Annotated in this window: 19 protein-coding genes, 1 other RNA gene, 1 riboswitch and 1 other annotated feature; of the genes, 9 read left to right on the top strand and 11 right to left on the bottom strand. The window is 42.3% G+C overall.

Annotated elements, in window-relative coordinates; translation table 11 throughout:
* Positions 1-27: 27 nt before the first annotated feature.
* Positions 28-3,492: a methionine synthase gene (gene metH, locus QZ995_RS07425; protein WP_301805020.1), complete on the bottom strand. Its 3,465-nt coding sequence runs from the start codon at positions 3,490-3,492 to the stop codon at positions 28-30.
* 110 nt (positions 3,493-3,602) lie between these two features.
* Positions 3,603-3,702: riboswitch (SAM riboswitch) on the bottom strand.
* Between the two features lie 215 nt (positions 3,703-3,917).
* On the opposite strand from metH, the gene QZ995_RS07420 reads away from it, so the two are divergent.
* The 4 genes from QZ995_RS07420 (at position 3,918) to argS (ending at position 7,143) form a co-directional block, all read left to right on the top strand.
* Positions 3,918-4,019: a YjcZ family sporulation protein gene (locus tag QZ995_RS07420; RefSeq protein WP_094699255.1), complete on the top strand. Its 102-nt coding sequence runs from the start codon at positions 3,918-3,920 to the stop codon at positions 4,017-4,019.
* Positions 4,020-4,071: 52 nt separating this feature from the next.
* Positions 4,072-4,170: a YjcZ family sporulation protein gene (locus tag QZ995_RS07415; protein WP_081476738.1), complete on the top strand. Its 99-nt coding sequence runs from the start codon at positions 4,072-4,074 to the stop codon at positions 4,168-4,170.
* 258 nt (positions 4,171-4,428) lie between these two features.
* Positions 4,429-4,905 carry a hypothetical protein gene (locus QZ995_RS07410; RefSeq protein ID WP_301805014.1) on the top strand — a complete coding sequence of 159 codons (477 nt, stop codon included), beginning with the start codon at positions 4,429-4,431 and terminating at the stop codon, positions 4,903-4,905.
* Between the two features lie 54 nt (positions 4,906-4,959).
* Positions 4,960-5,225, top strand: a binding site (T-box leader).
* A 205-nt stretch (positions 5,226-5,430) separates the two neighbouring features.
* Positions 5,431-7,143, top strand: a complete 1,713-nt coding sequence (gene argS / locus QZ995_RS07405; RefSeq protein ID WP_301805011.1) for an arginine--tRNA ligase — start codon at positions 5,431-5,433, stop codon at positions 7,141-7,143.
* Between the two features lie 137 nt (positions 7,144-7,280).
* Here argS and QZ995_RS07400 read toward each other — a convergent pair whose 3' ends face one another.
* The 3 genes from QZ995_RS07400 to QZ995_RS07390 are packed head-to-tail and all read right to left on the bottom strand — an operon-like array spanning position 7,281 to position 10,847.
* A complete protein-coding gene (locus QZ995_RS07400; protein ID WP_301805008.1) occupies positions 7,281-7,700 on the bottom strand; it encodes a hypothetical protein in 420 nt (139 codons plus the stop codon).
* Between the two features lie 56 nt (positions 7,701-7,756).
* The gene (locus QZ995_RS07395; protein ID WP_301805003.1) at positions 7,757-8,602 is read right to left on the bottom strand and encodes a deoxyribonuclease IV; all 846 of its coding nucleotides are present in this window, start codon (positions 8,600-8,602) and stop codon (positions 7,757-7,759) included.
* A gap of 49 nt (positions 8,603-8,651) precedes the next feature.
* Positions 8,652-10,847 (bottom strand): PAS domain S-box protein, encoded by a 2,196-nt coding sequence (locus QZ995_RS07390; protein ID WP_301805002.1) that lies wholly within the window; start codon positions 10,845-10,847, stop codon positions 8,652-8,654.
* Between the two features lie 215 nt (positions 10,848-11,062).
* On the opposite strand from QZ995_RS07390, the gene asnB reads away from it, so the two are divergent.
* Complete coding sequence (gene asnB, locus QZ995_RS07385) at positions 11,063-12,907, top strand: asparagine synthase (glutamine-hydrolyzing) (RefSeq protein WP_301805000.1); 1,845 nt, start codon at positions 11,063-11,065, stop codon at positions 12,905-12,907.
* Positions 12,908-13,027: 120 nt separating this feature from the next.
* Here the strand turns inward: asnB and rnpB are convergent.
* An RNA gene (gene rnpB / locus QZ995_RS07380) (RNase P RNA component class B) lies at positions 13,028-13,417 on the bottom strand.
* Between the two features lie 128 nt (positions 13,418-13,545).
* Here rnpB and QZ995_RS07375 point away from each other — a divergent pair.
* Both QZ995_RS07375 and QZ995_RS07370 read left to right on the top strand, forming a co-directional pair.
* Positions 13,546-14,172, top strand: coding sequence for a GNAT family N-acetyltransferase (locus tag QZ995_RS07375; protein ID WP_301804997.1), 627 nt, complete (start codon positions 13,546-13,548; stop codon positions 14,170-14,172).
* Between the two features lie 138 nt (positions 14,173-14,310).
* Complete coding sequence (locus tag QZ995_RS07370; protein ID WP_301804994.1) at positions 14,311-14,841, top strand: gamma carbonic anhydrase; 531 nt, start codon at positions 14,311-14,313, stop codon at positions 14,839-14,841.
* 48 nt (positions 14,842-14,889) lie between these two features.
* Here the strand turns inward: QZ995_RS07370 and QZ995_RS07365 are convergent, their stop codons facing one another.
* The gene (locus QZ995_RS07365) at positions 14,890-16,044 is read right to left on the bottom strand and encodes an S-layer homology domain-containing protein (RefSeq protein WP_301804992.1); all 1,155 of its coding nucleotides are present in this window, start codon (positions 16,042-16,044) and stop codon (positions 14,890-14,892) included.
* A gap of 145 nt (positions 16,045-16,189) precedes the next feature.
* Positions 16,190-16,855 (bottom strand): DUF1385 domain-containing protein, encoded by a 666-nt coding sequence (locus QZ995_RS07360; protein ID WP_301804989.1) that lies wholly within the window; start codon positions 16,853-16,855, stop codon positions 16,190-16,192.
* Positions 16,856-16,965: 110 nt separating this feature from the next.
* On the opposite strand from QZ995_RS07360, the gene yfkAB reads away from it, so the two are divergent.
* Positions 16,966-18,081 carry a radical SAM/CxCxxxxC motif protein YfkAB gene (yfkAB, locus tag QZ995_RS07355; protein WP_301804987.1) on the top strand — a complete coding sequence of 372 codons (1,116 nt, stop codon included), beginning with the start codon at positions 16,966-16,968 and terminating at the stop codon, positions 18,079-18,081.
* A gap of 104 nt (positions 18,082-18,185) precedes the next feature.
* Here yfkAB and QZ995_RS07350 read toward each other — a convergent pair whose 3' ends face one another.
* The 4 genes from QZ995_RS07350 to QZ995_RS07335 all read right to left on the bottom strand — a co-directional run bounded on the left by QZ995_RS07350 (position 18,186) and on the right by QZ995_RS07335 (position 21,572).
* Positions 18,186-18,380, bottom strand: a complete 195-nt coding sequence (locus tag QZ995_RS07350) for a hypothetical protein (protein WP_301804985.1) — start codon at positions 18,378-18,380, stop codon at positions 18,186-18,188.
* A 114-nt stretch (positions 18,381-18,494) separates the two neighbouring features.
* On the bottom strand, positions 18,495-19,292 hold the full coding sequence (locus QZ995_RS07345; protein WP_301804983.1) for a carbon-nitrogen family hydrolase: 798 nt from the start codon (positions 19,290-19,292) through the stop codon (positions 18,495-18,497).
* Between the two features lie 117 nt (positions 19,293-19,409).
* A complete protein-coding gene (locus QZ995_RS07340; RefSeq protein ID WP_301804980.1) occupies positions 19,410-19,691 on the bottom strand; it encodes a LysM peptidoglycan-binding domain-containing protein in 282 nt (93 codons plus the stop codon).
* A gap of 351 nt (positions 19,692-20,042) precedes the next feature.
* Positions 20,043-21,572 carry a fumarate hydratase gene (locus tag QZ995_RS07335; protein WP_301804978.1) on the bottom strand — a complete coding sequence of 510 codons (1,530 nt, stop codon included), beginning with the start codon at positions 21,570-21,572 and terminating at the stop codon, positions 20,043-20,045.
* A gap of 208 nt (positions 21,573-21,780) precedes the next feature.
* On the opposite strand from QZ995_RS07335, the gene QZ995_RS07330 reads away from it, so the two are divergent.
* On the top strand, positions 21,781-22,470 hold the full coding sequence (locus QZ995_RS07330; RefSeq protein WP_301804977.1) for a tetratricopeptide repeat protein: 690 nt from the start codon (positions 21,781-21,783) through the stop codon (positions 22,468-22,470).
* Positions 22,471-23,067: the final 597 nt, after the last annotated feature.

The raw sequence follows: 23,067 nt of genomic DNA, 5'->3' as shown, positions 1-23,067 counted from the left end.
GAGACTCCCCCTTTTCGTTGTTTATGATCACACTTCCGCTCCAACTGGTGGAGTCGCATTAAAATAACGGGCTTCAGGATGAGCAAATACCATGGCTGACACGGATGCCTCAGGATCCATCATGAAGCCTTCTGTTAGTTGAATTCCGATGTCTTGTGGCGACAACAGCTTAAAGAGCTTTTCTTGATCTTCTAAATCCGGGCAAGCAGGATATCCAAATGATACGCGGATTCCCTGATAACGCGCCCCAAAACGCTCTAGCATAGTCATATCTGCTGGGTCTGGAAAGCCCCATGAATCCCGAATAACATGATGAATTCGCTCGGCAAAAGCTTCTGCTAGCTCTAAGGCGACTGCTTGCAGGACATGAGAACGCAAATAGTCCCCTTTTTCTTTCCATTCCTGCGCTAAATCTCTCACTCCTTTTCCGGCTGTAACCGTCAAGAAAGCTACGTAATCCATCTCATTCGTTTCCACAGGCCGTAAAAAATCAGCGAGACAAAGATGTGGAGCTTGCGGTTGACGGGGGAAAGTAAAACGTTCTAACAGCTTTGTCTGATCGTTTGGATCATAGATCAGGATGTCATTGCCAGAGGATTGGGCCGGAAAGAATTGATACATTCCATTCGCCTGCAAAATCTGACTACGGATCGCTTCATTCAGCAAATCATCTACAATTTCATATAATTCGGCCGTTTTCTTGTCGCCTGATTCGATTAACTTATCGACATTGCCCTTGATGCCAAGATGCTTTCCAAGCAGCATGCGTAAATTAACATAAGGACGCAAATGGTTAATCGGATAGTTGCGCAAGACATGGCGCTCCAAATCAGGTGCTACATAGACCGGTGTTGTAATGCTTGTCGAAGAGCGAATCATTTCCATCTGTGGAATAACAACCGATTCACTAGCTTTTTCTTCTAGTTGAGCCTGATTGTCTGTCGCTTGCGCTTGTAATTCTTCTACCAGCTTCAGTCGAGCTTGAGGATCATGCAATTTATTAGCTAGGTCCAGGCCGTCCATCGCATCTTTTGCATATAAAACGATGCCTTCATATTCAGGAGCAATTCGATTTGTCGTAAATTTACGCGTAAGCGCCGCTCCTCCAACCATCAGCGGGACATCAATACCAGAGCTTCGCAAATCCTGCGCAGTAATCACCATCTGCTGCGCTGATTTTACCAATAAGCCTGAAAGACCAATTGCATCTGGTTTTTCCTGATGACAAGCAGCAATCAACTGCTCCGGTGCAACTTTAATTCCTAAATTAACTACCTCATAGCCATTATTGGATAAAATGATCTCCACTAGGTTTTTACCGATATCGTGGACATCCCCTTTAACAGTAGCTAACAAGATTTTTCCTTTTACGGTTGACTCAGACTTTTCCATATGCGGTTCCAAAAAGGCGACTGACGCCTTCATGACCTCTGCACTCTGCAACACTTCTGCTACAATCAATTGGTTCCCGTTAAATAGGCGACCAACTTCCTCCATCCCTTTCATAAGCGGACCATTAATAATATCAAGCGGCTCATATTTTTCTAAAGCGAGGGCTAAATCTGGGATTAATCCGTCCTTCGAGCCTTCCACCACATAATTAGCTAAACGTTCTTCTAACGTCAGATTGGATACTTCTTTTACAACCTCTTTCTTTTTCTGCCGATAAAAATCAGTAAACGTTGCTAAGGTTTCATCGTTTGTATGAAATAACAAGTCCTCTGCCAGCTTGCGTTCCTCTTCAGAAATCGAAGCATAGCGTTCTAGCTTTTCGGTGTTGACAATCGCGTAATCAAGCCCTGCTAATGTTGTGTGATATAAAAATACCGCATTTAAAACCTCACGGCCTGCCGGGGGTAAACCGAAGGAAACATTGCTCACACCCAGAATTTGTTTGCATAAAGGGAAATGTTGTTTAATAAGGCGGATCCCTTCTATCGTTTCCTGTGCTGAACCAATGTATTGCTCATCTCCTGTTCCTACTGGAAATACAAGAGCATCAAAAATAATGTCCTGCGGATTAATTCCAAACTGATTTACCAACAAATCATAGGAACGTGTAGCTACCTCCAGCTTGCGTTCGCGAGTAATTGCCATTCCCGCTTCATCAATGGTCCCGACAACAACGGCCGCTCCATATTTATGAATCAGTGGTACAACCTCTTCAAAACGATCTAGACCATCCTCTAGATTAATTGAATTAATGATTGCCTTCCCCTGAGAATATTTCAAGCCCAGTTCCACTACCTTCTTATCCGTGGAATCGATCATCAACGGAGCTTTTACCTTTCGGCTTACGTATGGAAGAAATTTCTCCATATCCTCGTACTCATCACGGTCAGGGTCTGCTAAACAAATATCTATAACAGCGGCGCCTCGTTTTACTTGTGCCCGTGCTATGTCTGACCCTTCCTCGAATTGGCCAGCAGCAATCAATTCACGGAACTTCTTGGATCCAATGACGTTGGTACGTTCCCCTACAAAAACAGGGCGATTGTCGTCCTCAACATAAAGCACCTCAATACCTGATACAGCAGTAACATGAGACTTTTTATTTTCTCGTGGTGTAATACCTTGCAATGCTTCGTGTAGCGCACGAATATGCTCGGGTGTGGTACCGCAACAACCACCCGCTACGTTAAGCCATCCCTTTTCGGCAAATGCTTTCATTTTCATAGCCAAACCCTGCGGTGACTCGTGATAGTGACCATTCTCATCAGGTAAACCTGCATTAGGATAACAACTGATTCCACACAAAGCCAGATCAGATAAGGTTCGTAAATGATCACGCATGAACTCCGGACCTGTCGCGCAATTCAGACCAATCGTAATCGGTTTAAGATGTTCAATCGACACGTAAAAGGCCTCGATGTTTTGACCTGCCAGAGTTGTGCCCATCGGTTCGATTGTTCCAGAAATCATGATAGGCAGCTCATAGCCAAGCTCCTGAAATGCCTGACGTATGCCAATGCCGCCAGCTTTTACGTTCAATGTGTCCTGCGAGGTTTCCAACAGTAATAAATCTACCCCGCCTTCCATCAATGCTTTAGCCTGGCGATAGTACGCATGAATTAATTGCTCAAATGTCACGCCCCCTGTTAACGAAAGGGTTTTCGTAGTGGGCCCCATAGAACCTGCTACATAACGCGGCCACGACTCCGTGCTGAATTCATCTGCCACTTCTTTAGCAATACGTGCAGCTGCCAGATTAAGTTCATAATCTCGATCTGCTATGTCATATTCAGCCAAAACAACATCGGTTGCTCCAAATGTGTTTGTTTCCACAATGTCAGCACCTGCTTCAAAATAGGTAGCATGAATATGCCGGATCACATCTGGTCTTGTTACATTCAACAGTTCGTTACAGCCTTCATATTCCTCACCGCCAAAATCGTCCGCTGTGAGATTAGCCTGCTGTAGCATCGTTCCCATTGCACCATCAAGTATCAATATTTTTCGTGCTAGCTGCTCTTGCAATGTTGGTTTGTTCATCCCCCATACCCCTCCGTAATCTCCATTAGACTTGGCAAATAAAAAATCCCCTTCCTGCCTGAAAGCAAGAAGAGGATTACCTATGTTCGTTAAAGTAGGAACTTACCCCCCTCTTATCTTTCAAGGCAAACAGCCCTGCTGGAATTGGCACCTGATCTATCGGTTGCCGAGGCATCTTCGGGCCAGTCCCTCCGCCTCTCTAGATAAGAGAAATCATATTTAGTTAGATGTCTATATGACGTTTTGTTCGTCTTTTGAATACAGGTATCTTAACATTCAGATATTATTGGCGTCAATGGATTATCTGCCAATCTTTTATTTTTTGTAGCCTGCTGCCCAAATTTGCTTCCCTTAGGCGTAAGCCCACACCAGATAGACAGATATGTATAGACTGTAGAATAACAAAGCGAAGGAGGAATTGCCAGATGAGTACATCGTTTTGCGGTAACTGGGGAGGCGGAAGTTTTTGCTTCATTCTAGTGTTGTTCATTCTGCTGGTAATCATAAGCTGCGGCTGCGATAACTAGCAACTAAGCAGCGACACCTTCAAACATATAACCATTAAGGAGGAATTCTTTCATGAGTACATCTTACTGCGGAAATTTCTTCGGTGATAACTTCAGCTTCATTTTAGTGCTGTTCATCCTACTGGTCATCATTTCTTGCGGCTGCTGCTAAAATATAAGAAGCTATTTCACCGGCAAACCTGAGTCCGGTTACGCTCTTTTTATGCGTCCACATCTACATGATTCTACAATGCTTCATAATCTCCATTAAGAAACCCCATAAAAATTACTCAGGTTTGTACACTCACCTATAAAGGAGAGGGAAAGGGGCAGCCACATGCCCCTTCCATCTCTTTTCCATTTCTTCCTTCGCTTGTAGAGATAATGGTCCTCAGCTAGGATAAAAAGGAAGATAGATGGAGGGATTTTCATGGAATACAATCAAGCATATTTACATACTTCTGTGTTTCAAGCCTCGTTGACTCCAGTAAAGGTACTAGAAGAGACGGACTTTGAGATCTACGCCGTCGTAAAACATCATGAGAGTGAACAGCACTATTTGCATTACCAAACTCGCCACCTTGATCTTATGGCAGGAGGTAATCATGAAACCTATGAATTCTATCTTCCTTTATCAACTGATCAAGTCATGGGTCTTTTATTTGGTGAGGAAGCTTATCATTATCCTGAACATTGGCGTACCACTTATTGGCGTACGGGAAAAGATGATCGCTTGTTAGCATTTGACCCTACTGAAAATTTTTTGAATGAGGAAGAAGCAAAAGCAGAACGTGAGCTCCTCGATTCCTTACGGCAATACAAACAGCAGTTCGAGTCTGCCACTGATAAAGAAGCCCTTACCAAATATTATTTTGCACAATGGGATCAACAAAAAAAGAACCAATGATAAACCTTGCTTGCTAGAATACCTTTTGTTGGGTATACTAGACGCTATATAGCCATGTACTCGATGATGAGGAGAGTAATGATGGTTCCGTGCTACTAGCGAGTCAGGATTGGTGGAAGCCTGATAGAACGGCCATGATGAAGCGCACCTCGGAGACGCAGCTTGAATCTTGTCTGTTGACAATGTATAGAGCCTGCCGGGTTTGCCCGTTACAGCTATCAAGCAGGTTTTTTCCAATTACGGTCATTTATTGGTCTAATTGAAAAGAACAAGAAGAGTGGCACCGCGGGAGTATGATAAAACAACCTCTCGTCTCTTTACGGATTGATTTTTACTGATATCCATCCAAAAGAGACGGGGGGTTTTTTGCTGTTGTTGCTTTGAACCATCGCATACTGTATCTAATCAAAGCGCTCTGTGCTTGTATACCCTATGGTTATATTTATGTTGTATCCCACTTCTCCACGGAATGATTACATATTCCCTGAAAGTTTATGTTGATTAAAAAGAAAGGATGTAATAAACATGAATTACAAACAATTAGTAGCTGAGCAAATCTCCGCTGCTCTAACTGAAATGGGCGTAGAGGATTTTTCCTGCGAACGTGTCCTTGGCATGCTCGAAACTCCTCCTAACCCGCAAATGGGTGATTTAGCCTTTCCTTGCTTCCAATTAGCTAAATCTCTACGCAAGGCACCACCAATGATTGCAACGGAGCTAGCTTCTAAGATTTCTCTGCCTTTCTTACAGGATGTACAGGTGGCAAATGCATATATCAATCTGTTTTATGATCAAAGCAGCGTTATGACCGCTTGTATTAAAACGATTCTAGAGCAAGGGTCTGCGTATGGTACAACTAATGTGGGTGCTGGTAAAAAGGTACCAATCGACTTATCCTCTCCAAACATTGCTAAACCCTTCTCAATGGGGCATTTGCGCTCAACCGTTATCGGGAATGCGCTTGCAAACATCATGGAAAAGCATGGCTATCAGCCTGTTCGCATCAATCACTTAGGGGACTGGGGTACACAATTTGGTAAACTGATTGTCGCCTATAAAAAATGGGGCGATGAGGATAAAGTAAAAGCTGAGCCTATTAAAGAATTGCTCAAGCTGTATGTACACTTCCATGAAGAAGTAGAAAACGATCCAACACTGGAAGATCAAGGTCGTGAATGGTTCAAGAAATTAGAGGACGGCGATCAAGAAGCCCAGCAATTATGGCAATGGTTCCGCGATGAATCCTTACAAGAATTTAAAAAGATCTATGAATTAATGGGTGTTTCCTTTGACTCCTTCAATGGAGAAGCATTCTACAATAATCAAATGGATCGCGTTGTAGATTTGTTAGAGGAAAAAGGATTGTTGACAGAATCCGAAGGCGCAATGGTTGTATCTCTGGATGAGTACGACATGCCTCCTTGCTTAATTAAAAAACGCGACGGTGCTACCCTTTACGCAACCCGCGACCTAGCTGCTGCTTTGTACCGTCATGAGCAATATGATTTTGGAAAAGCATTATATGTGGTTGGCGGAGAACAACGCCTGCATTTCCAACAGTTATTTAAGGTCTTGCTAAAAATGGGCTATGACTGGGCTAACAACATGCATCATATTCCATTTGGGATGATGTTAAAAGACGGTAAAAAAATGTCCACTCGCAAAGGGAAAGTTGTTCTGTTGGAAGAAGTATTGTCTCAAGCAATCGCAGATGTACTTAAAGTAATCCAGGAGAAAAATCCTTCTCTTCCAAATAAAGAACAGGTTGCTCGCCAAGTTGGTGTAGGTGCCGTTATTTTCCATGACTTGAAAAATTACCGTTTAAACGATGTCAACTTTTCCTGGGAAGAAATGCTTACTTTTGAAGGGGAGACAGGGCCTTACGTTCAATACACTCATGCCCGCGCTTGCTCTCTATTGAAAAAAGGCGGGTACCAGCCAGGAGCTGTAACAGTAGCAGACAACGCTCTAGAGGGTCCAGAAACATGGGCAGTCGTTACTACTCTATTGCAGTTCCCTAGCATTCTGGAAAAGGCTCGCGATCAATTCGATCCTTCGCAGATTGGAAAATACGTAATTGATTTGGCTCAAACCTTCAACAAATTCTACGCGCATGTCCGCATTGTCGCAGAGGATGAACAAGTAAAACAAGCTCGCCTACAATTGGTTGCAGCAGTTATTGTTGTACTAAAAGAAGGACTCCGTCTATTGGGATTGGAAGCTCCTGAAGAAATGTAAGAAAAATAAGGGCCCCTAACATAATGGGTGCCCTTTTATTTTTGTTAAAAATTAATCCAACTCATCAAAAAAGGAGGGATTCCCCTCCTCTTTTTCAACCTGCTTTACCTGACCTAAATGCCCCATCTATGTTCCTTTTACTCTTTTTCGTTTATTTTCGGCTCAATAGCTGGTTTTGGTGTCGAAAACCAAGCTTTTGCCAATTGCTCAACCAGCTTTTTCGGCAGGGAAACTGGCTCTATTTTTACAGTTCCAATAGGGTCAACACCACGATATAGCATTGCCTTATCATCATTAGGGTCTGACATCGTTTCTAAAATCAGCTCGTCGATTTTGCCAGCCACTTTCCATTCCATAATCATCAGCTCATATTCATCTGGAGCTAATTCAATGTAATCTTCTTCTGTAATATCTACAATAGCATAGCCGTCTGATTCAATTTCAGCTTCTAAGACCTTGCCATTTGCTTCTTCATAAAGCTTTAGTTCATCAATGTCAGCTAAATTTTCTTTGATTTTATCAAAGCTGTGAATGGTTACTTTAATTGTGCGTGTCATAATATCTCCTCTGTCTCGTAAAATCCGTTCTTACATACGGTCACTCTAATCATATCCTACTGTGGACTTTCAAACAATTGTTTGACAAAAGCGATTTCTGACTTATGCCCACCCAAGCGTTCTCCAGGCGTTTCTAAAAATAGGGGAACCTCACGAATAACCCTGCTTCTAATGAACTTGCCTAGCCTTTCAGCACCGATCTCTCCCCAGCCAATATCAGCATGACGATCACGATGGGAACCGGTTGGGTAGCGAGAATCATTGAGATGAACGGCCTTCAAATGAGTAAAATATCCTAATTCCTCGCCTCGTTTTTGCACATCTTCCCAATTCTCTCCTGTCCATAATCCACTTGCAAAGGCATGGCAGGTATCGAAGCAAAACCCGACCAGCTCGGGTCTATTGATCAATGCACGAACTTGTACTAGCTCTTCTAATGTTATTCCCATCTTGTTTTTCTGACTAGCATTATTTTCAAGTAAAATAAGTGCATTACCTGTCCAGCCTTCTAAAATTTCATTTAATGAACGAATCATCAATTGGTAGCCAAATAACGGATCGGGGTGATTTCCTTTATATTGTCCAAAATGAACAACAACGCCAATCGAGCCACACGCGTCCGCAATCTCCAAATCATTGCGGACTGAGGCCACCATTGCCGCTTGTTCCTCTCTTCCCTCTGTACACAAATTAGTCGGATATGGTGTGTGGGCAATCGAAATAATCCCGTTTTCCTTGCAAAAATCACGACATTTTTGGGCATCCTGTCTTGAGAATGATTTGATTTGCAAACTGCGCGGGTTTTTAGGAAAATACTGATAGCAAGTCCCTCCCAAGCGTTGCACGATCCGTGCGGCTTCCACATATCCCTGACGTACGCTTACATGACAACCGATATGCAATTTGTCGCCTCCCTTCCCAGTTTCTCGTTGCTGCTGTCAGCATTATTTATTATTGTTTCAGACTTGAGAGAGGTACATTCACATGCACTGTTGTTCCTTGATTGATCACACTCTCAATGAGTATGGAGCCTTGATGATCCCTGATGATTTTTTTACTAACCATAAGGCCTAGCCCTGTTCCTTTATCCTTTGTAGTATAGAAAGGCTCACCAAGTTTACTAACACGATCTTCCGGTATGCCGCATCCTTCATCGCGAAAACATATATCCACCATCTGAGCATCCTGTTTTACAGTTATATAGATCATTCCACCATTCGGCATTGCTTCCATAGCATTCTTCATGATATTTATAAATACTTGTTTAATCTGATTTTCCTCACAAGTGATCAATATCGGCTGCTCTTCACAATCAAGCTGAAAAATCACATTATGCATCAAAGCTTGGCTCTCTAATAGCGTCATTACATTACGGACGAGATCGACTACATTTTTTTGCTTCACATTCTGAACTTGCGGTTTCGCTAACACTAATAACTCGCTAACAATAAAATTGATCCGATCTAATTCAGATATCATGACCTCAAAATAAAAATCATGCTCATTGGTTTGACCTTGTAACAACTGAATAAAGCCTCGCAGTGCAGTTAGCGGATTGCGAATTTCATGAGCAACTCCTGCCGCCATCTCCCCAATGAGGGATAGCTTATCCGAGTTACGCAATAAGGCCTCTGCTTGTTTCCGATCGGTAATATTTCTGGCTACAAAAACAAAGTGCTCTAAATTTTTTTCTCCATTAAAGACTGGCGTACCATTCGCCTCCAAATACATCCACTCGCCTGAAGCGCACCGATAGCGAAGCTCTACTTGCATCACGCTTCCTTCAGCGATTAATCGTTTACGTCCCTGCTTTAAAAACTCTCTGTCATCGGTATGTACCCATTTACGGTAATCCATTCCCAATAAGCTTTCCGGTGTATATCCTAAAATGGTCTTAAACGAAGGAGACACATAAATATAGCGTCCACTCCGATCCAAAATTGCGATAAGATCCGTCATATTTTCGGAAATCAATCTATATTTTGCCTCACTGTCACCTAGTGCCTGCGCAATCCTCCTCTGTTCCGTTACATCCCTCGTAATTAAAGCGACCGCCAAAATCTTTCCTTCCGTATTTCGAATCGGAATATAGGATGATAAGGTGTGAACAAGATGTCCATTGCGATGAGTAAATGAATTTTCCTCATCCAAAACCATCTTTCCGTTCATAGCCTTTTGTGTGTTATCAATGATTCCTCGCAATATGACCGGCTTTAGCAGATTTTCTTGATGCATAATCAATTCTTCATAACTGTATCCATACATTTTTTCACAAGCAGGGTTCACCATTAAAATATTCCAATCTAAATCAATAAGCACGATACAATCAGAAGCGCTATTCACGAAAGATTCCAACAGTTCTTTCGCATCTCGTAATTCAGTCTCAACCTGAATACGCTCTGTAATATTGCGCATCACCGCTATTACGCCTATAACGCCAGCATCTTTATTGCAAATAGGTTTGTAAGTCATGCAAATTTCAAGAAGATGCCCCTTTTTGTGACGTCGTCTCGTATGAAATAATACAGGTTTTCCCGTTTTTACAACGTAATCAAAATGCTGCTTCTGTTCTTGTAGCGCAACAGCGTCTGGAAGTAGGATTCTAGGATTGTCATACAGCTCCTGAGGAGAATATCCGGTCATGATCTGAAATGAATTGCTCATACGTAATATGTTAAAATCCGGTGAAATGAGAAAAATCGCATCACGTGTGTACGTAATGAAGGTATCGAGGCTTTGCTCCATTTCCTCCAGCTTCCTCTGTCTTTGCTTCTGCTCTGTTACATCTCGTACAAGAGCCCCCACAGCCGGTTTTCCTTTATACCATTTCATCGGAAAAAGCGTAAATGAAACGTACATCATCCCCCCTTTCTTATGAGGAATCTGAATGATGTACGGCTCATGATTGGCACACAATGGTTGTATGACACTTGGCTCTATTTTCACCATCCCTTGTTTACATCGAAGCAGATATACATCAATGGCTACTTCGAATTCGTCAGAAAAACAATTGCCTGCCAATTGATACCAGGACGGATTGGCATACAAAATAGTACCGTCTGAAGAAAAAATGAAGACTGCATCTGGACAATTTTGAACAAAAGATACAAATCCATCTGTTTCTGACCACGAGATGACCTCTCGCACAAACCGCACCTCCAAAATAAGGATAAAATGTATGTATATTTCATCTTCGCATCAAAGATCAGCCATTGTAAAGGAAAAAGAACTTTTTTATCATTTGTTTTAAAAAAAGAGACAGGGTACCATGTTAGCCTGCTTTGCATACGATGAGCCTAGATGACCGGTTTTGCTTAGTAACGTTTACATGGAAAAGCACAGAAGAGAAAGGGTGAGACATCATGTGTGGAATTGCAGGCTGGGCCAGCTTCATGCGGAATGTAAAAGATGAACAAGAGACTATAGAAGCAATGACTAAGACACTTCAACACAGAGGTCCAGATAGTATGGGGTATTTTTTTCATGATCGGGTTGTATTTGGACATCGTCGTCTTATCGTTGTAGATCCTGAAGGCGGAACTCAGCCCATGACCAAAAGATATGGGGATATAAGCTACACACTTGTATATAACGGCGAATTGTACAATACAGAAGATTTACGAAAGGAATTGCTAGACCGTGGTCACCGCTTCTCTTCCCACTCAGATACGGAGGTATTACTCACGGCTTATGTAGAATGGGGAGAAAAATGTCTGGAGCGACTAAACGGTATTTTTGCATTTGCTATCTGGAATGAAAAAGAGCAGCACTTATTTGTCGCACGTGATCGAATGGGTGTGAAGCCGTTATTTTATCTAGAAAAAGATGGGCAATTTCTATTCGGTTCAGAAATAAAAGCGATTCTTGCCCACCCCGAGGTTGAGCCTATTGTTGATCGGGAAGGCTTAGCCGAGGTACTGCTTATTTCACCCGCACGCACGCCTGGACACGGTGTATTCAAAGGAATGAATGAATTACGCCCCGGCTACTATGGGATATACTCTCCAAATGGCTTTACTACAGAATCGTACTGGAGCTTGAAAAGTCGTGAGCATCTTGACAATTTTGAGACAACCGTCGATACCATTCGTGATTTAGTCATAAATGCAATCGAACGTCAACTCGTTGCTGATGTTCCTGTCTCGATGTTGCTTTCAGGAGGTCTTGATTCCAGCGCTATCACCGCTATTGCGGCAAGATATTATCAGCATCAAGGAAAAGGAACGATTCACACCTACTCTATTGATTATAAAGATAATGACCGCTTTTTCACTGCCCATGCCTATCAGCCTGATTCAGATTCTCAATGGATTAAACGAGTAAGCGATTATATAGGAACCCAGCACCATTTTATCGAGTTTGATACCCCCGAGTTGGTGCAAGCCCTCCAAACCGCTGTTTATGCCCGTGACTTACCTGGTATGGCAGATATTGACGCTTCGCTGTATCTTTTTTGTTCGGAAATGAAAAAGGAAACAACAGTCGTACTTTCTGGTGAATGCGCTGACGAAATATTTGGGGGCTATCCCTGGTTTCATCAAGAAGAAGCACTTTATGCAGATACTTTTCCGTGGGCGCGAAAAAGTGATCAGCGATACAAATGGCTCTCGAATGAAATGAAGGCTTGGTTACAACCAGATTCGTATGTAAAAGGACGTTTTCGTGATACACTGGCAGAGGTTCCCCGCTTGGAGGGGGAGTCTCGTATAGATGAAAAACGGCGAGAGATGTTTTACTTAAATCATGTCTGGTTTATGAATACGTTACTGGATCGAAAGGATCGCATGAGCATGATGGCTAGCCTGGAAGCCCGCGTACCCTTTTGCGATCATCGGCTTGTAGAATACATGTGGAATGTGCCTTGGGAGATGAAAATGTTCGATTGCAGGGAAAAAGGCATTTTGCGCAAAGCTTTGGAAGGAATCTTGCCCTCTGATGTGTTATATCGTAAAAAAAGTCCTTATCCCAAAACGCATAATCCCGCATATGCCCAAGCAACAAGGCAGTGGCTTAACGATGTTTTAGATGATAACAGATCTCCCCTTCATACTCTATTAGATGTTCCTTACCTGCGTACTCTCCTGCAAGCAGATGCATCTGCGATTGAAATTCCTTTTTTTGGCCAATTAATGAGCACTCCTCAGATGTTTGCCTTTTTAGCACAAGTAGACTTCTGGATGAAAAAATACAAAGTACGCATCATGTAAGGAAACAAAAAAACCGGCGCTTTGACTGCACCGGTTTTTGCGTTTTATACGATCATATTTGTTTGTTGCTTTATGATTTCATTTACATTTATACTTAAAAAATATTGAATAAGCAAGGAATGCTATAAGCCAGGTTCTGTATCTCTCGTGCTGCAAACGGACCTTCCCCTCGCACGAAGAGCTGTAGTCATCTATCTATGGCAAAAATTCTTTTGCCATCCGTCCTTTTCGTTCAATTCCGTCCAGACGGTTCCCCTACCTAATTTGGGTTTCTCGCTCGCAGGGTTTACCCCGTTCCATCTTCTCTGTCGCCAGAGAAGCTACGTTTCTGTGGCACTTTCAGCGTACTTGGGTCTCAGGGAGAACCCTTTCTGCGCCGTCAATGAGGCGGACCTCACTGCCCTAGTTTGCACTAGGTACGAACACTCCGGGCATCGCAGCCCGGGCGAGCCTGGACTTTCCTCTATCGTCTCCCAGACAAGCTGGTGACAACAGCGACTACCCACAATCCTTGCCTTTACTAAACATTAATCTATCATATATAGGGGGACAATTCAACCTTGACATTCTGGAAACGCTGCTAAAAGATGTAAAATATCATGTTTATTCTCATTTACTTTATTTTAAGGAGGTTTAAAATGAATATATTTAACCTGCGAATAAAGGGGAGGCTTATTTTTTTACAATTACTAACACCTGCACATGCAGAATCTTTTCTTACTTATTTACTTGCGAATCAACAATTTCATGCGCCGTATGTCCCTTTGCGTGACGAGAGTTATTTCACACTCGAAAATGCCATCAATCAAACGACCCAATGGACAGAGGTTGAACGGGATCAACGGTATTCTTTTGGTATCTTTGAGCTAGCCAGTGAACGCCTTGTTGGAAAAATAACTCTATCCCAAATATTTCGCGGTCCCTTTCAAAATGCTTTTATCGGTTATGATCTAGATCATTCCTGTCAAAGCCAAGGCTATATGACTGAAGCTCTCCATCTCATCATGTCGTTTTTCTTCAATAGACTTCTTTTGCATCGTTTGCAAGCTAATATCATGCCGCATAATCGAGCGTCTCAACGGGTTTTGGAAAAAGCAGGGTTTGTCAAAGAGGGGTTCGGTGCCAATTATCTTAAAATCAACGGTCAATGGCAAGATCATTTATTTTATGCTCTGACTAAAGAAAGGTTTGACGAGCATTATAAAAACTCTCCTTACCCTGTTATCTATGAAGAAAGGGCTGAGACTGCTGCTATAAAAGAATAAGGACAAAGCGATTTATCCTAGAAATGCCTTGGCAAAGCTTAGCAGATCGTTGTGTGTTAGAATTATGAAAAGAGTATTGCAACTCTACATTTTTCTCAGGAATGAAATATTCATCATCGAACAGGAGGCTTATTTTCCATGCTACTACTCCCTTTTGAAGGTAAAGAGCCACAGATTCATCCCAGCGCGTTTATTGCCAAAGGTGCTGTTGTCACAGGTGACGTTATCATCGGTGAAGAGACATCCATCTGGTACAATTCGGTCATACGAGGCGATGTCTCTCCTACTATTATTGGGAAGCGAGTCAGTGTTCAAGATAATAGCACTCTCCATCAAAGTCCTCTTTATCCGCTCCTTATTGAGGACGATGTCACAATCGGCCATAACGCCGTGTTACATAGCTGCACCGTACGCCAAGGCGCTTTGATCGGGATGGGTTCTATTGTGCTAGATGGCGCTGAGATCGGTGAAGAGGCTATGGTTGCAGCGGGTGCTTTGGTTCCACCCGGCATGAAAGTCCCCCCTCGGACATTGGTCGTAGGCTCTCCCGCTAAGGTAAAGCGCGAATTAAACGAAGACGATTTTAAGGATTTACGCCGTGTTCGTCAGTCTTATGTTGATAAAGGAAAAATGTATCGAAAACTGGAAGAAAATCCACTTTCAAGGTAAATACAAAAAACGATCGTACCCTCTTCGAACAAGGATACGATCGTTTCTTTATTTTTGGATATGAGTAACTTTCGTAATGATCCAGCCGTACGGATTGCTACTCTGGCCGCTTTTAACCATTTCATACTCCACTTCATAATTACCAGTCATCGTGGAGAAATAAGCGCCCTTAGCCTTTACGGTACTTTCATTGCTATCCAACACCTGATAGCTACCCACAGCATCATGCAAAGGTAGCGGGCGTAGCTTCTCTATAGTCTGTAATGCCTCTTTCCCGAAGTAAGTCGTCATCAATTGCTCGTTCTTTCTTAAATAAGCATGGGCGGCCGCTGTTAGCATCAGATTGCTGATACGTGTTTGCTGTTGCACTGAGCCGTTCCATTGTTTTTCTTTTTGCAGCTCATTGGCGATTACTAACCGCTGTAAAATAACCGCGAATTGGGCCCGAGTCATCGTCTTGGCTGGCTGAAAAAAACCTGTGCTATCTTCCAGTAATTGATAGCCTTTAATTCCGGTAGCATACAACGATTTTGTATCCTGATACGCATTCGAAAGCGTCGCCTGATAATAGCCGTTTAAACCCTCCTGAATTTTAGCCGGCTCTATATGTAAATCATGCCGAATATTCATCAGAATCGTATGAAACAGTAGCATGCTAGCTTCTTCTCGATTTAATGGTGCTTGTAAATGCTCGGCGGATAACCACCAATCGCTTTCTAAGAAAGCTCCCATTTTCATTGGTTTTTTAACTGCACTGAGGTGAAGTAAGTATAAGGCATTATCCCCTGGTTTAAAACGTGTATATGCCTTCTGATCCGCATACAGCATAGCATTCATCGTACCTACAGCCTGCTTGATTTCTTGAACGAGCGGATATCGTTTATCTACTTTAGCAGCCTCGACAGGAGGAGCTACAACCCCGTAGGAATATTGCATTACCCGATTCAACAAAGCAATTGCCTCTCCTCGGGAAATCGGAACGTTCGGACGAAACGGAATATATTTTCCTTTTACAATGCCACGCTCGGCAAGAAATTGAATGTAGGATTTCGCCCAATGTTCATCTATATCAGTGAAGATACTCGCTTGTACAGTGCTAGGGGTATATGGATTTTCCGCTTGTGTCTTTACAGGCATACAAAAAGCCGCTATGATTGCAAATATTGTTGTGATACCTGCTACGATGTCTTTTCTAACCTTCATGGATCTGTTCCCACTCTCTTTCTTTTATCTCAATCTTTCATATTCCTTTCACAAATAATGTGTCTGAAAGAAATAGTACCAGACAAAAAAATGGGAATCTATCATACTTTATTCATAAGACAGATACCAACCAAAGTCCTATCATTTAATCGCTTGCCTCTTCCCTATTCCGAAAGAAAATAAACAACGCATAAGACCGAATCGCTGTATCCATATGTATGCGCTCCGGTTCCTTCGTTGTAAGATAATACTGCAAGAAGCCAGATATACGGTACAATGGCTCAATTAGCCTTGGTGCATATTTGGATAACAGATTACATATTCCTATCCCAACAAGTCCAATCACAATGGCTATCCACAGTTGGAAAAAACAAATGGCTGGAAGAAAAAAAACGAAGAAAAAAGTAACCATATTCGTTGAACAGCCTCGATTGATAATGGAAGCCTGCTGTATTTTTTCCCAATTCTCTGGTTTAACTTCCCCATAGTAGCTAAAAACTTTATGCTCAGCTCCATGAAACTGTTTTAATCGTTTGGGAAAAATTAAATGAAAGCCTGCTCCATAAACCACCAACCACAATGGATCAAATTCTCCTAAAACCGGAAAAAAAACATACAAAATCATCAGCACGTGTAGGATATGATAGTACCAAGGCAATGAGCTGACAATCCGCCACCACATTTTACATAGTGTTCCCATCCCCATTTTCTCGGCCCATGTATGGATGACACCGTTCTTTACCTCAGCACATGCAATGACATTTTTGTTGTGATAAAAGACTCCGTTGCCAAATGAAATGCCTGCAATCATGGTGTTGGTATTCTCACCCTCTCCATTTATGGTTATAATGGTGTTTGTTCATATTGCCTCATCGCAAGCTGCTGAGGCAACGTTATGTTTCTACTAAGGAGGTTTCACCATTGAAACGCTTTGTTCCAACTACACCCATTACACCTCAAAAGGACCCATGGGAACCTTTATATAATGCTACACCACCTGCCTACAAATTGACCAGCATCGAGTTTACTGTGACAAATCTATGCAATCTGCGCTGTGAACATTGTGCTGTTGGTGAAACATTACGGATAAAAGACGACCCACACTTGCCAATAGAGCTTATCCTACAGCGCCTAGATGAAGCCAAAGATTTGTTAACCCTTAGCATTACGGGCGGGGAACCGATGTACAGTCTGCGGACAGTAAATAATGTAATTGCACCAATTTTACAGTATGCGACAGATAGGGGCTTGCGCACACAGATTAACTCCAATTTATCTCTGCCATTTTCCCGTTACGAAGCTGTTTTGCCATACATTGATGTAATGCATATGTCGTGGAACTATAGTAAGCCTGAGGATTTTCATGAAGTGGTATACGTAAATAGTCCGCAAAAGGTTTCACTCACCCAAGCAGAGAAACTGTACCAATTAACAATGGACAATGCAAAAAAATTAGCAGATGCAGGTGTAATCGTCTCTGCCGAAAGCATGCTGAATACTCGGACCTGGCAAAAGCTCCCGAAAATTCATCAACTAATTAAAGAAATGGGTTGTGTTCGCCACGAGGTGCACCCGATGTATCAAAGCGATTTTGCAAAAAATTTACCAGTGCTGAGCTTGCCTCAATTACGTGAATCTATTCACACCCTCTTAGATGTACGCGATGAAGAGATGTGGATGCTGTTCGGTACCCTTCCATTCTTCGCATGCAGTCAAGACCCTGATGATCAGGAGCTTATTCTGCGTCTGCGTCAATCTAAGAATGTTACTGTACGCAACGACCCTGATGGACGCTGTCGCTTAAATATCAACATATTTACCGGAGATGTAACCGTAACTGACTTTGGGGATGTGGGCATTCTAGGAAATATTCAGACAGATACCCTAGAGACGATGTTCGCTCGTTGGCAAAGTCACTCTCTCAATCAATCCATTAATTGTTTTTGCCCAAATGCGGAATGTGCAGGCCCAAATCTGCTCGTCTATCATAGCTATTACCTAGATACTGATTTTAAAAAGCGTAAAGCACTTATTTAAAGATCATTCTTAATAGTGTACGCCGGAAATAAAAAATGATCTCGCAACACGTTTAAAGAGGTTGCCCTTCTCTGGGCAACCTCTTTAAACGTGTATTTCCCATATTAGTCCATATCGTGTGGAATATTGTCTTTTGTTTTTTTTGCCTTAAAAGGGTTAACAGCTTTCCCTAATTCACCCATTCGATCGAATGAAGTAAATAAGGTGTCCACTGTCTCCACTAACTCTCGGATTTGAACAACTTTTGTACGAATCCCTAAAAAATGGTGCATCATCCCTTTGCTATTAAGCCCAGCCATTGTTCTCCACCTCCTAACATTCCTTACTATAGGCTATGTAAAAAAGGGGCAAACGCTGTAGGCAGAAGCATAGATACCCACTATTTTCTCAAGACCACAATCAACCATGCCTTCCTAGCTGTAAATATCAGGACGGCGATCGGTAAATACCGGTATCTTGGAACGAACCTGATCGACAATATCCAAATCAATCTCAGCAGTTAGAATCATTTCTTCTTCTCCAGCTTCAGCAATCACTTCTCCCCATGGATCAATCACCATGGAGTGACCGAAAAAGCTACTCGCAGAATCGCTTCCTACTCGATTGCAAGCAACGACATACATTTGATTTTCAATCGCTCGGGCAATCAATAAGGCTCGCCAATGGGCCAGTCTAGGGTTTGGCCACTGAGCACATACGAACAAGACCTTTGCTCCCTTAACTGCATGCAGACGAATCCATTCTGGGAAACGAATATCATAGCAAATAACCGCTCCCACCTGCTGATCGTCCATTTGATACAAGCCTGGTTGATCACCTGATTGCAGAAACTGGTGTTCATTCATTAGCTTGAATAAATGGGCTTTGGAATAGGAGCCAACCAAATTTCCCTGCTTATCAAACACATAGGAGGTATTATAGACTCCATTTTCCCTATGCTCGGCGATAGAGCCACCATATACATAGCTATGTAGTGAGCGAGCAAGTTCCTTTAAAAACATCTGAGCATTCTTCCCTTGCTCATCCGCAATCTCGTCTAGGCGCTCCAAATCATAGGCAGTATCCCATAATTCTGGCAGCAATATAGCATCAATTGTTTTTCCTGATTCGCGTAAATTTTCGGTCATTTTCTTTGCCTTTTCTCTGTTTGCCTCTGGATTTCCCAGCACCACATCCATTTGGATTAAAGCTATTCTCCACTTGTTACTCATTACGTATTCCTCCCATCCCCCGCATCTTTATCACCATTATAGTAGTGGAATTTTGTCAAAAAAGAAAGAGGAGCGGATACAGCTCCTCCCTTCCATGCATAGCATACTAGTAGTTACTTAAGTACGGCGACGTTGTTCTAAAGCTCTGACGCGGCGGTTTAAATCTCTATACCGTTCATTTAGTCTCCTTACTTCACGCTCTAAACGTGCGATTCTGCGTTCCTCGTCCGCATCATCGGGTGATTGATTAGGACCTTGATCAGGAATGAAAAGCGTTTGACCGACGTACAGCTCATATGGTGGATATAGACGATTCACACGAATAAGTACATCGATAGGCACTCCAAAGCGTTGAGCAATAGCATATAGTGTATCCCCACGTTGAACAATATAATTCATACGTACCAGCTCCCTACAGAAAGTTATCTTGTATTAGTACCCTATGCCCGTTTTGGTTGAGAGGAGATAAACGAATACCCATTTTTTTAAAAGGTAGGCATCAACCTATGACATGACAAGTAGTGGAAGGTAAAAGCTCCTTTTATTTCTTCATCGTATCGCAACCCTTACTCCTCTTTTGTACCTCTCTCAGAACGGGCATCCTCTCCTCTTCTTCTGATGGCTGACCCTTTCCTTACTTGTCTTCTAAATTGATGCACAAAAAGACCTTGCATCGCTATTGTCAGCGTTGCAAGGTCTTTTCCTTTCCGATGCACTCAAATTCTGCGTTGATTTAGAAGACTGTTTTTCTTATTTAAAAACGGGATCTGCAAACTTCGCGAGCTTCTCAGCAGAATCCTTATCTACATCTGCATGTAGGCTGTTGCCGTGTGAATCCATTGTGACTATAGCGGCAAAGCCTTTCACACGTAAATGCCACATTGCTTCTGGAATACCAAATTCTAAGTAGTCCACGCCTTCTACCTGCTCGATACAATCCGCGTAGTATTGCGCAGCTCCACCAATGGCATTTAAGTATACGCCTCCATGCTCTTGTAAAGCTTTCAATGTTTTTGGGCCCATGCCACCTTTTCCCATAACCGCTCGAATCCCGAATTTTTTCATGATATCGCCTTGATATGGCTCCTCGCGAATACTAGTGGTAGGACCTGCTGCTTTTACATGATAATTTCCTTCTTCATCTTTTAGCATAACTGGTCCACAGTGATAGATAATGCCACCATTTAAGTCAATTGGGCAATCATGATCGATTAAGTATTTATGCAAAGCATCGCGGCCAGTATGCATCATTCCATTAATAATGACCACATCGCCTACCTTAAGACTGCGAATCTGTTCTTCTGTTATTGGTGCCTCTAATACAACCTCACGACGCTCTGTTTGTTGCTCGCTTGCGGAGGTCATGTCCATTTCCACATGATTTTCTTCTGTATATAAATAACGGATGATTTCTCCAGTTTCTGGGTTAATATGCACCCCTTGACGTCGGAATGCCCAGCAGTTATAAGCTACAGAGACGAAAAAGCTGGCTGGCAAACGATTTTCTACGCCAATTTTACAGCCAAGCAGGGTTGTATTTCCGCCGAAACCCATAGTTCCGATGCCTAGTTCATTTGCTGTTTGCATAATATAGTCTTCCAATTCGGCTAACTCAGGAATCGGATTGGAATCATCTACGCTACGGAACAATTGATGCTTGGCAAGTGAGTAGCCACTTGTACGGTCTCCTCCAATACCTACTCCGATAAAGCCAGCGCTACAGCCTTGACCTTGTGCCTGATAGACGGCATGCAGGATGCATTTGCGGATGCCATCCAGGTCACGGCCAGCTTTTCCTAAGTGAGGAAGCTCACAGGGAAGAGAGTATTGTATATTTTTATTTTCACAGCCGCCACCTTTAAGAATTAACTTCACTTCGGCATAATCCTCTTCCCATTGTTCAAAATGGACAACAGGTGTACCAGGTCCTATATTGTCTCCAGAGTTGGAACCTGTTAACGAGTCTACAGAGTTGGTACGTAGTTTACCAGTACGTGTCGCTTCTGCAATCGCTTCCAGAATCGCTTTTTTCATCACGATCTGATTAACTCCGACCGGTGTCTTAATTTCAAATGTAGGCATTCCTGTATCCTGACAAATGGGGGAAACATTTTCTTCAGCCATCTTAATGTTTTGCGCAATGGTAGTGAGCGATAAAGCAGCACGCGTGCCAGCATCCTCTCTTTTTTTCGCAGCGTTAATGGCATGACGAACATCTGGCGGCAGGTTAGTGGAGGTCTCCACAATCAACTGCAACATGCTATCTTTGAACTTATCCATGATGGAAGTCGCCTCTCTTTTCGAAAAAGAATAAATACTCTACACAACGATCATAATTATAGCATAGCAAAAAAATAGGTGCGACACTTCCAATTGTGCGTTTTTTCTCAGCCGACTCAGATACAGCCCTCCCTATACCTGTCATCTTAGCTGTGATATCATGAAGATACTTTTTTGACGGAAAAAACGGAAGAGGAGTAGGGTTCATATGCATTATTTTCAGATGACGTTGCCTGCTACACTGACCGGATTGGCAGTAGTATTATTCGTTGGCTTACTCCGTTTGCAGTGGCCTTTTCGCTACTATTACATAACGTTGTTATACAAGCGAAACCCCGAGCGTATACAAACTATCTTGGAGGCTTCTTATCTAAAAAACAAAAAGCGCTCGGTAGCGCTGCTCGACAAATCGAGTCAACAGCTACTACTAGGGAAGTACGATGCAGCTGAATCATATGTTACGCAGGCTATTATCTTGTGTAAAGAATCACCCACACTATTTCATCGTGCCCTCTTACAGCATCTTTTTTACAATTTAGCTGTTGCCTGCTATTATCGGGGAAGATATCGGGATGCTCTGCAAATTGGCATACATCTATATAAGAGAGATCCTCGCATGCATGGTGCTCTGGGCATCATTGTTTGCTGCCAAGCTCGAATGGGTGACCTTCCAGCTGCTAAGCAGGCCTTATCGTTGTTGCAGCGAAGACGTATCCAGCCTGCCCTCCTTTATTTTTGTTTAGCAGAAATGGAAGCCGCAGAAGGTCGCTATACTCGTGCCGTTGAGCATATTGAAAAAATCAGGAATTACGCTTATTCACAAACGCTGTTTCTCCGTAAAGAACAACTTGATCTGCGTCTACATGAATGGACAAAAGCAGCTTCTCATGCGGGATGATCTGGTGATGATTTTACTTGTGGGCTAGGAGCCATTTTCCTTCTGCTCACAAGTTTTTTTATGCATTTTTTCTCTAAATTGGCCTCTCCCTTTCTGCGATAAGATTGGTAAAGATATTTATTAAAACGTAACTTGGTATTATATGTGAATTATTTCACATCATTATATTTTATTTTTTGTATAATTATTTATACAGAAGAAATAATTGGGTTTGTTTCCGATTGTGTCTTCGAAATTATTTTAGGAGGAGTTGAATTATATGAAACTAAAAAGTATATGTAAATGCCTTACAATTACCGCAGTATTATCCCAAATTGCTGTATAGATATAAAATAAGAAAATGTTAATCATATAAAAAACCAGTTGTATCATGAGCTTTACTTGATATGATTGTTTTTTATTTTTCCAGTCTATTTTATTAATTGGGTTATGCCCGCATTTTAACGAAAATATACGCTAACCCCCTTACTTAGGAACGACTGAAACTTCAGGACATGCAAGAAATGCCCGCTCACTTAATTTTCTCAGCCTATAAAACCCGATTCACTTGAAGAATCGGGTCAGACTGTGGACAAGAGTTTTTATATTCCTGCTATG

Source organism: Brevibacillus laterosporus (genome assembly GCF_030489605.1).
Lineage (GTDB): Bacteria > Bacillota > Bacilli > Brevibacillales > Brevibacillaceae > Brevibacillus_B > Brevibacillus_B laterosporus_E.
The sequence above is the reverse complement of the archived record's forward strand: the minus strand, read 5'-3'. Positions and strand labels throughout refer to the sequence as shown.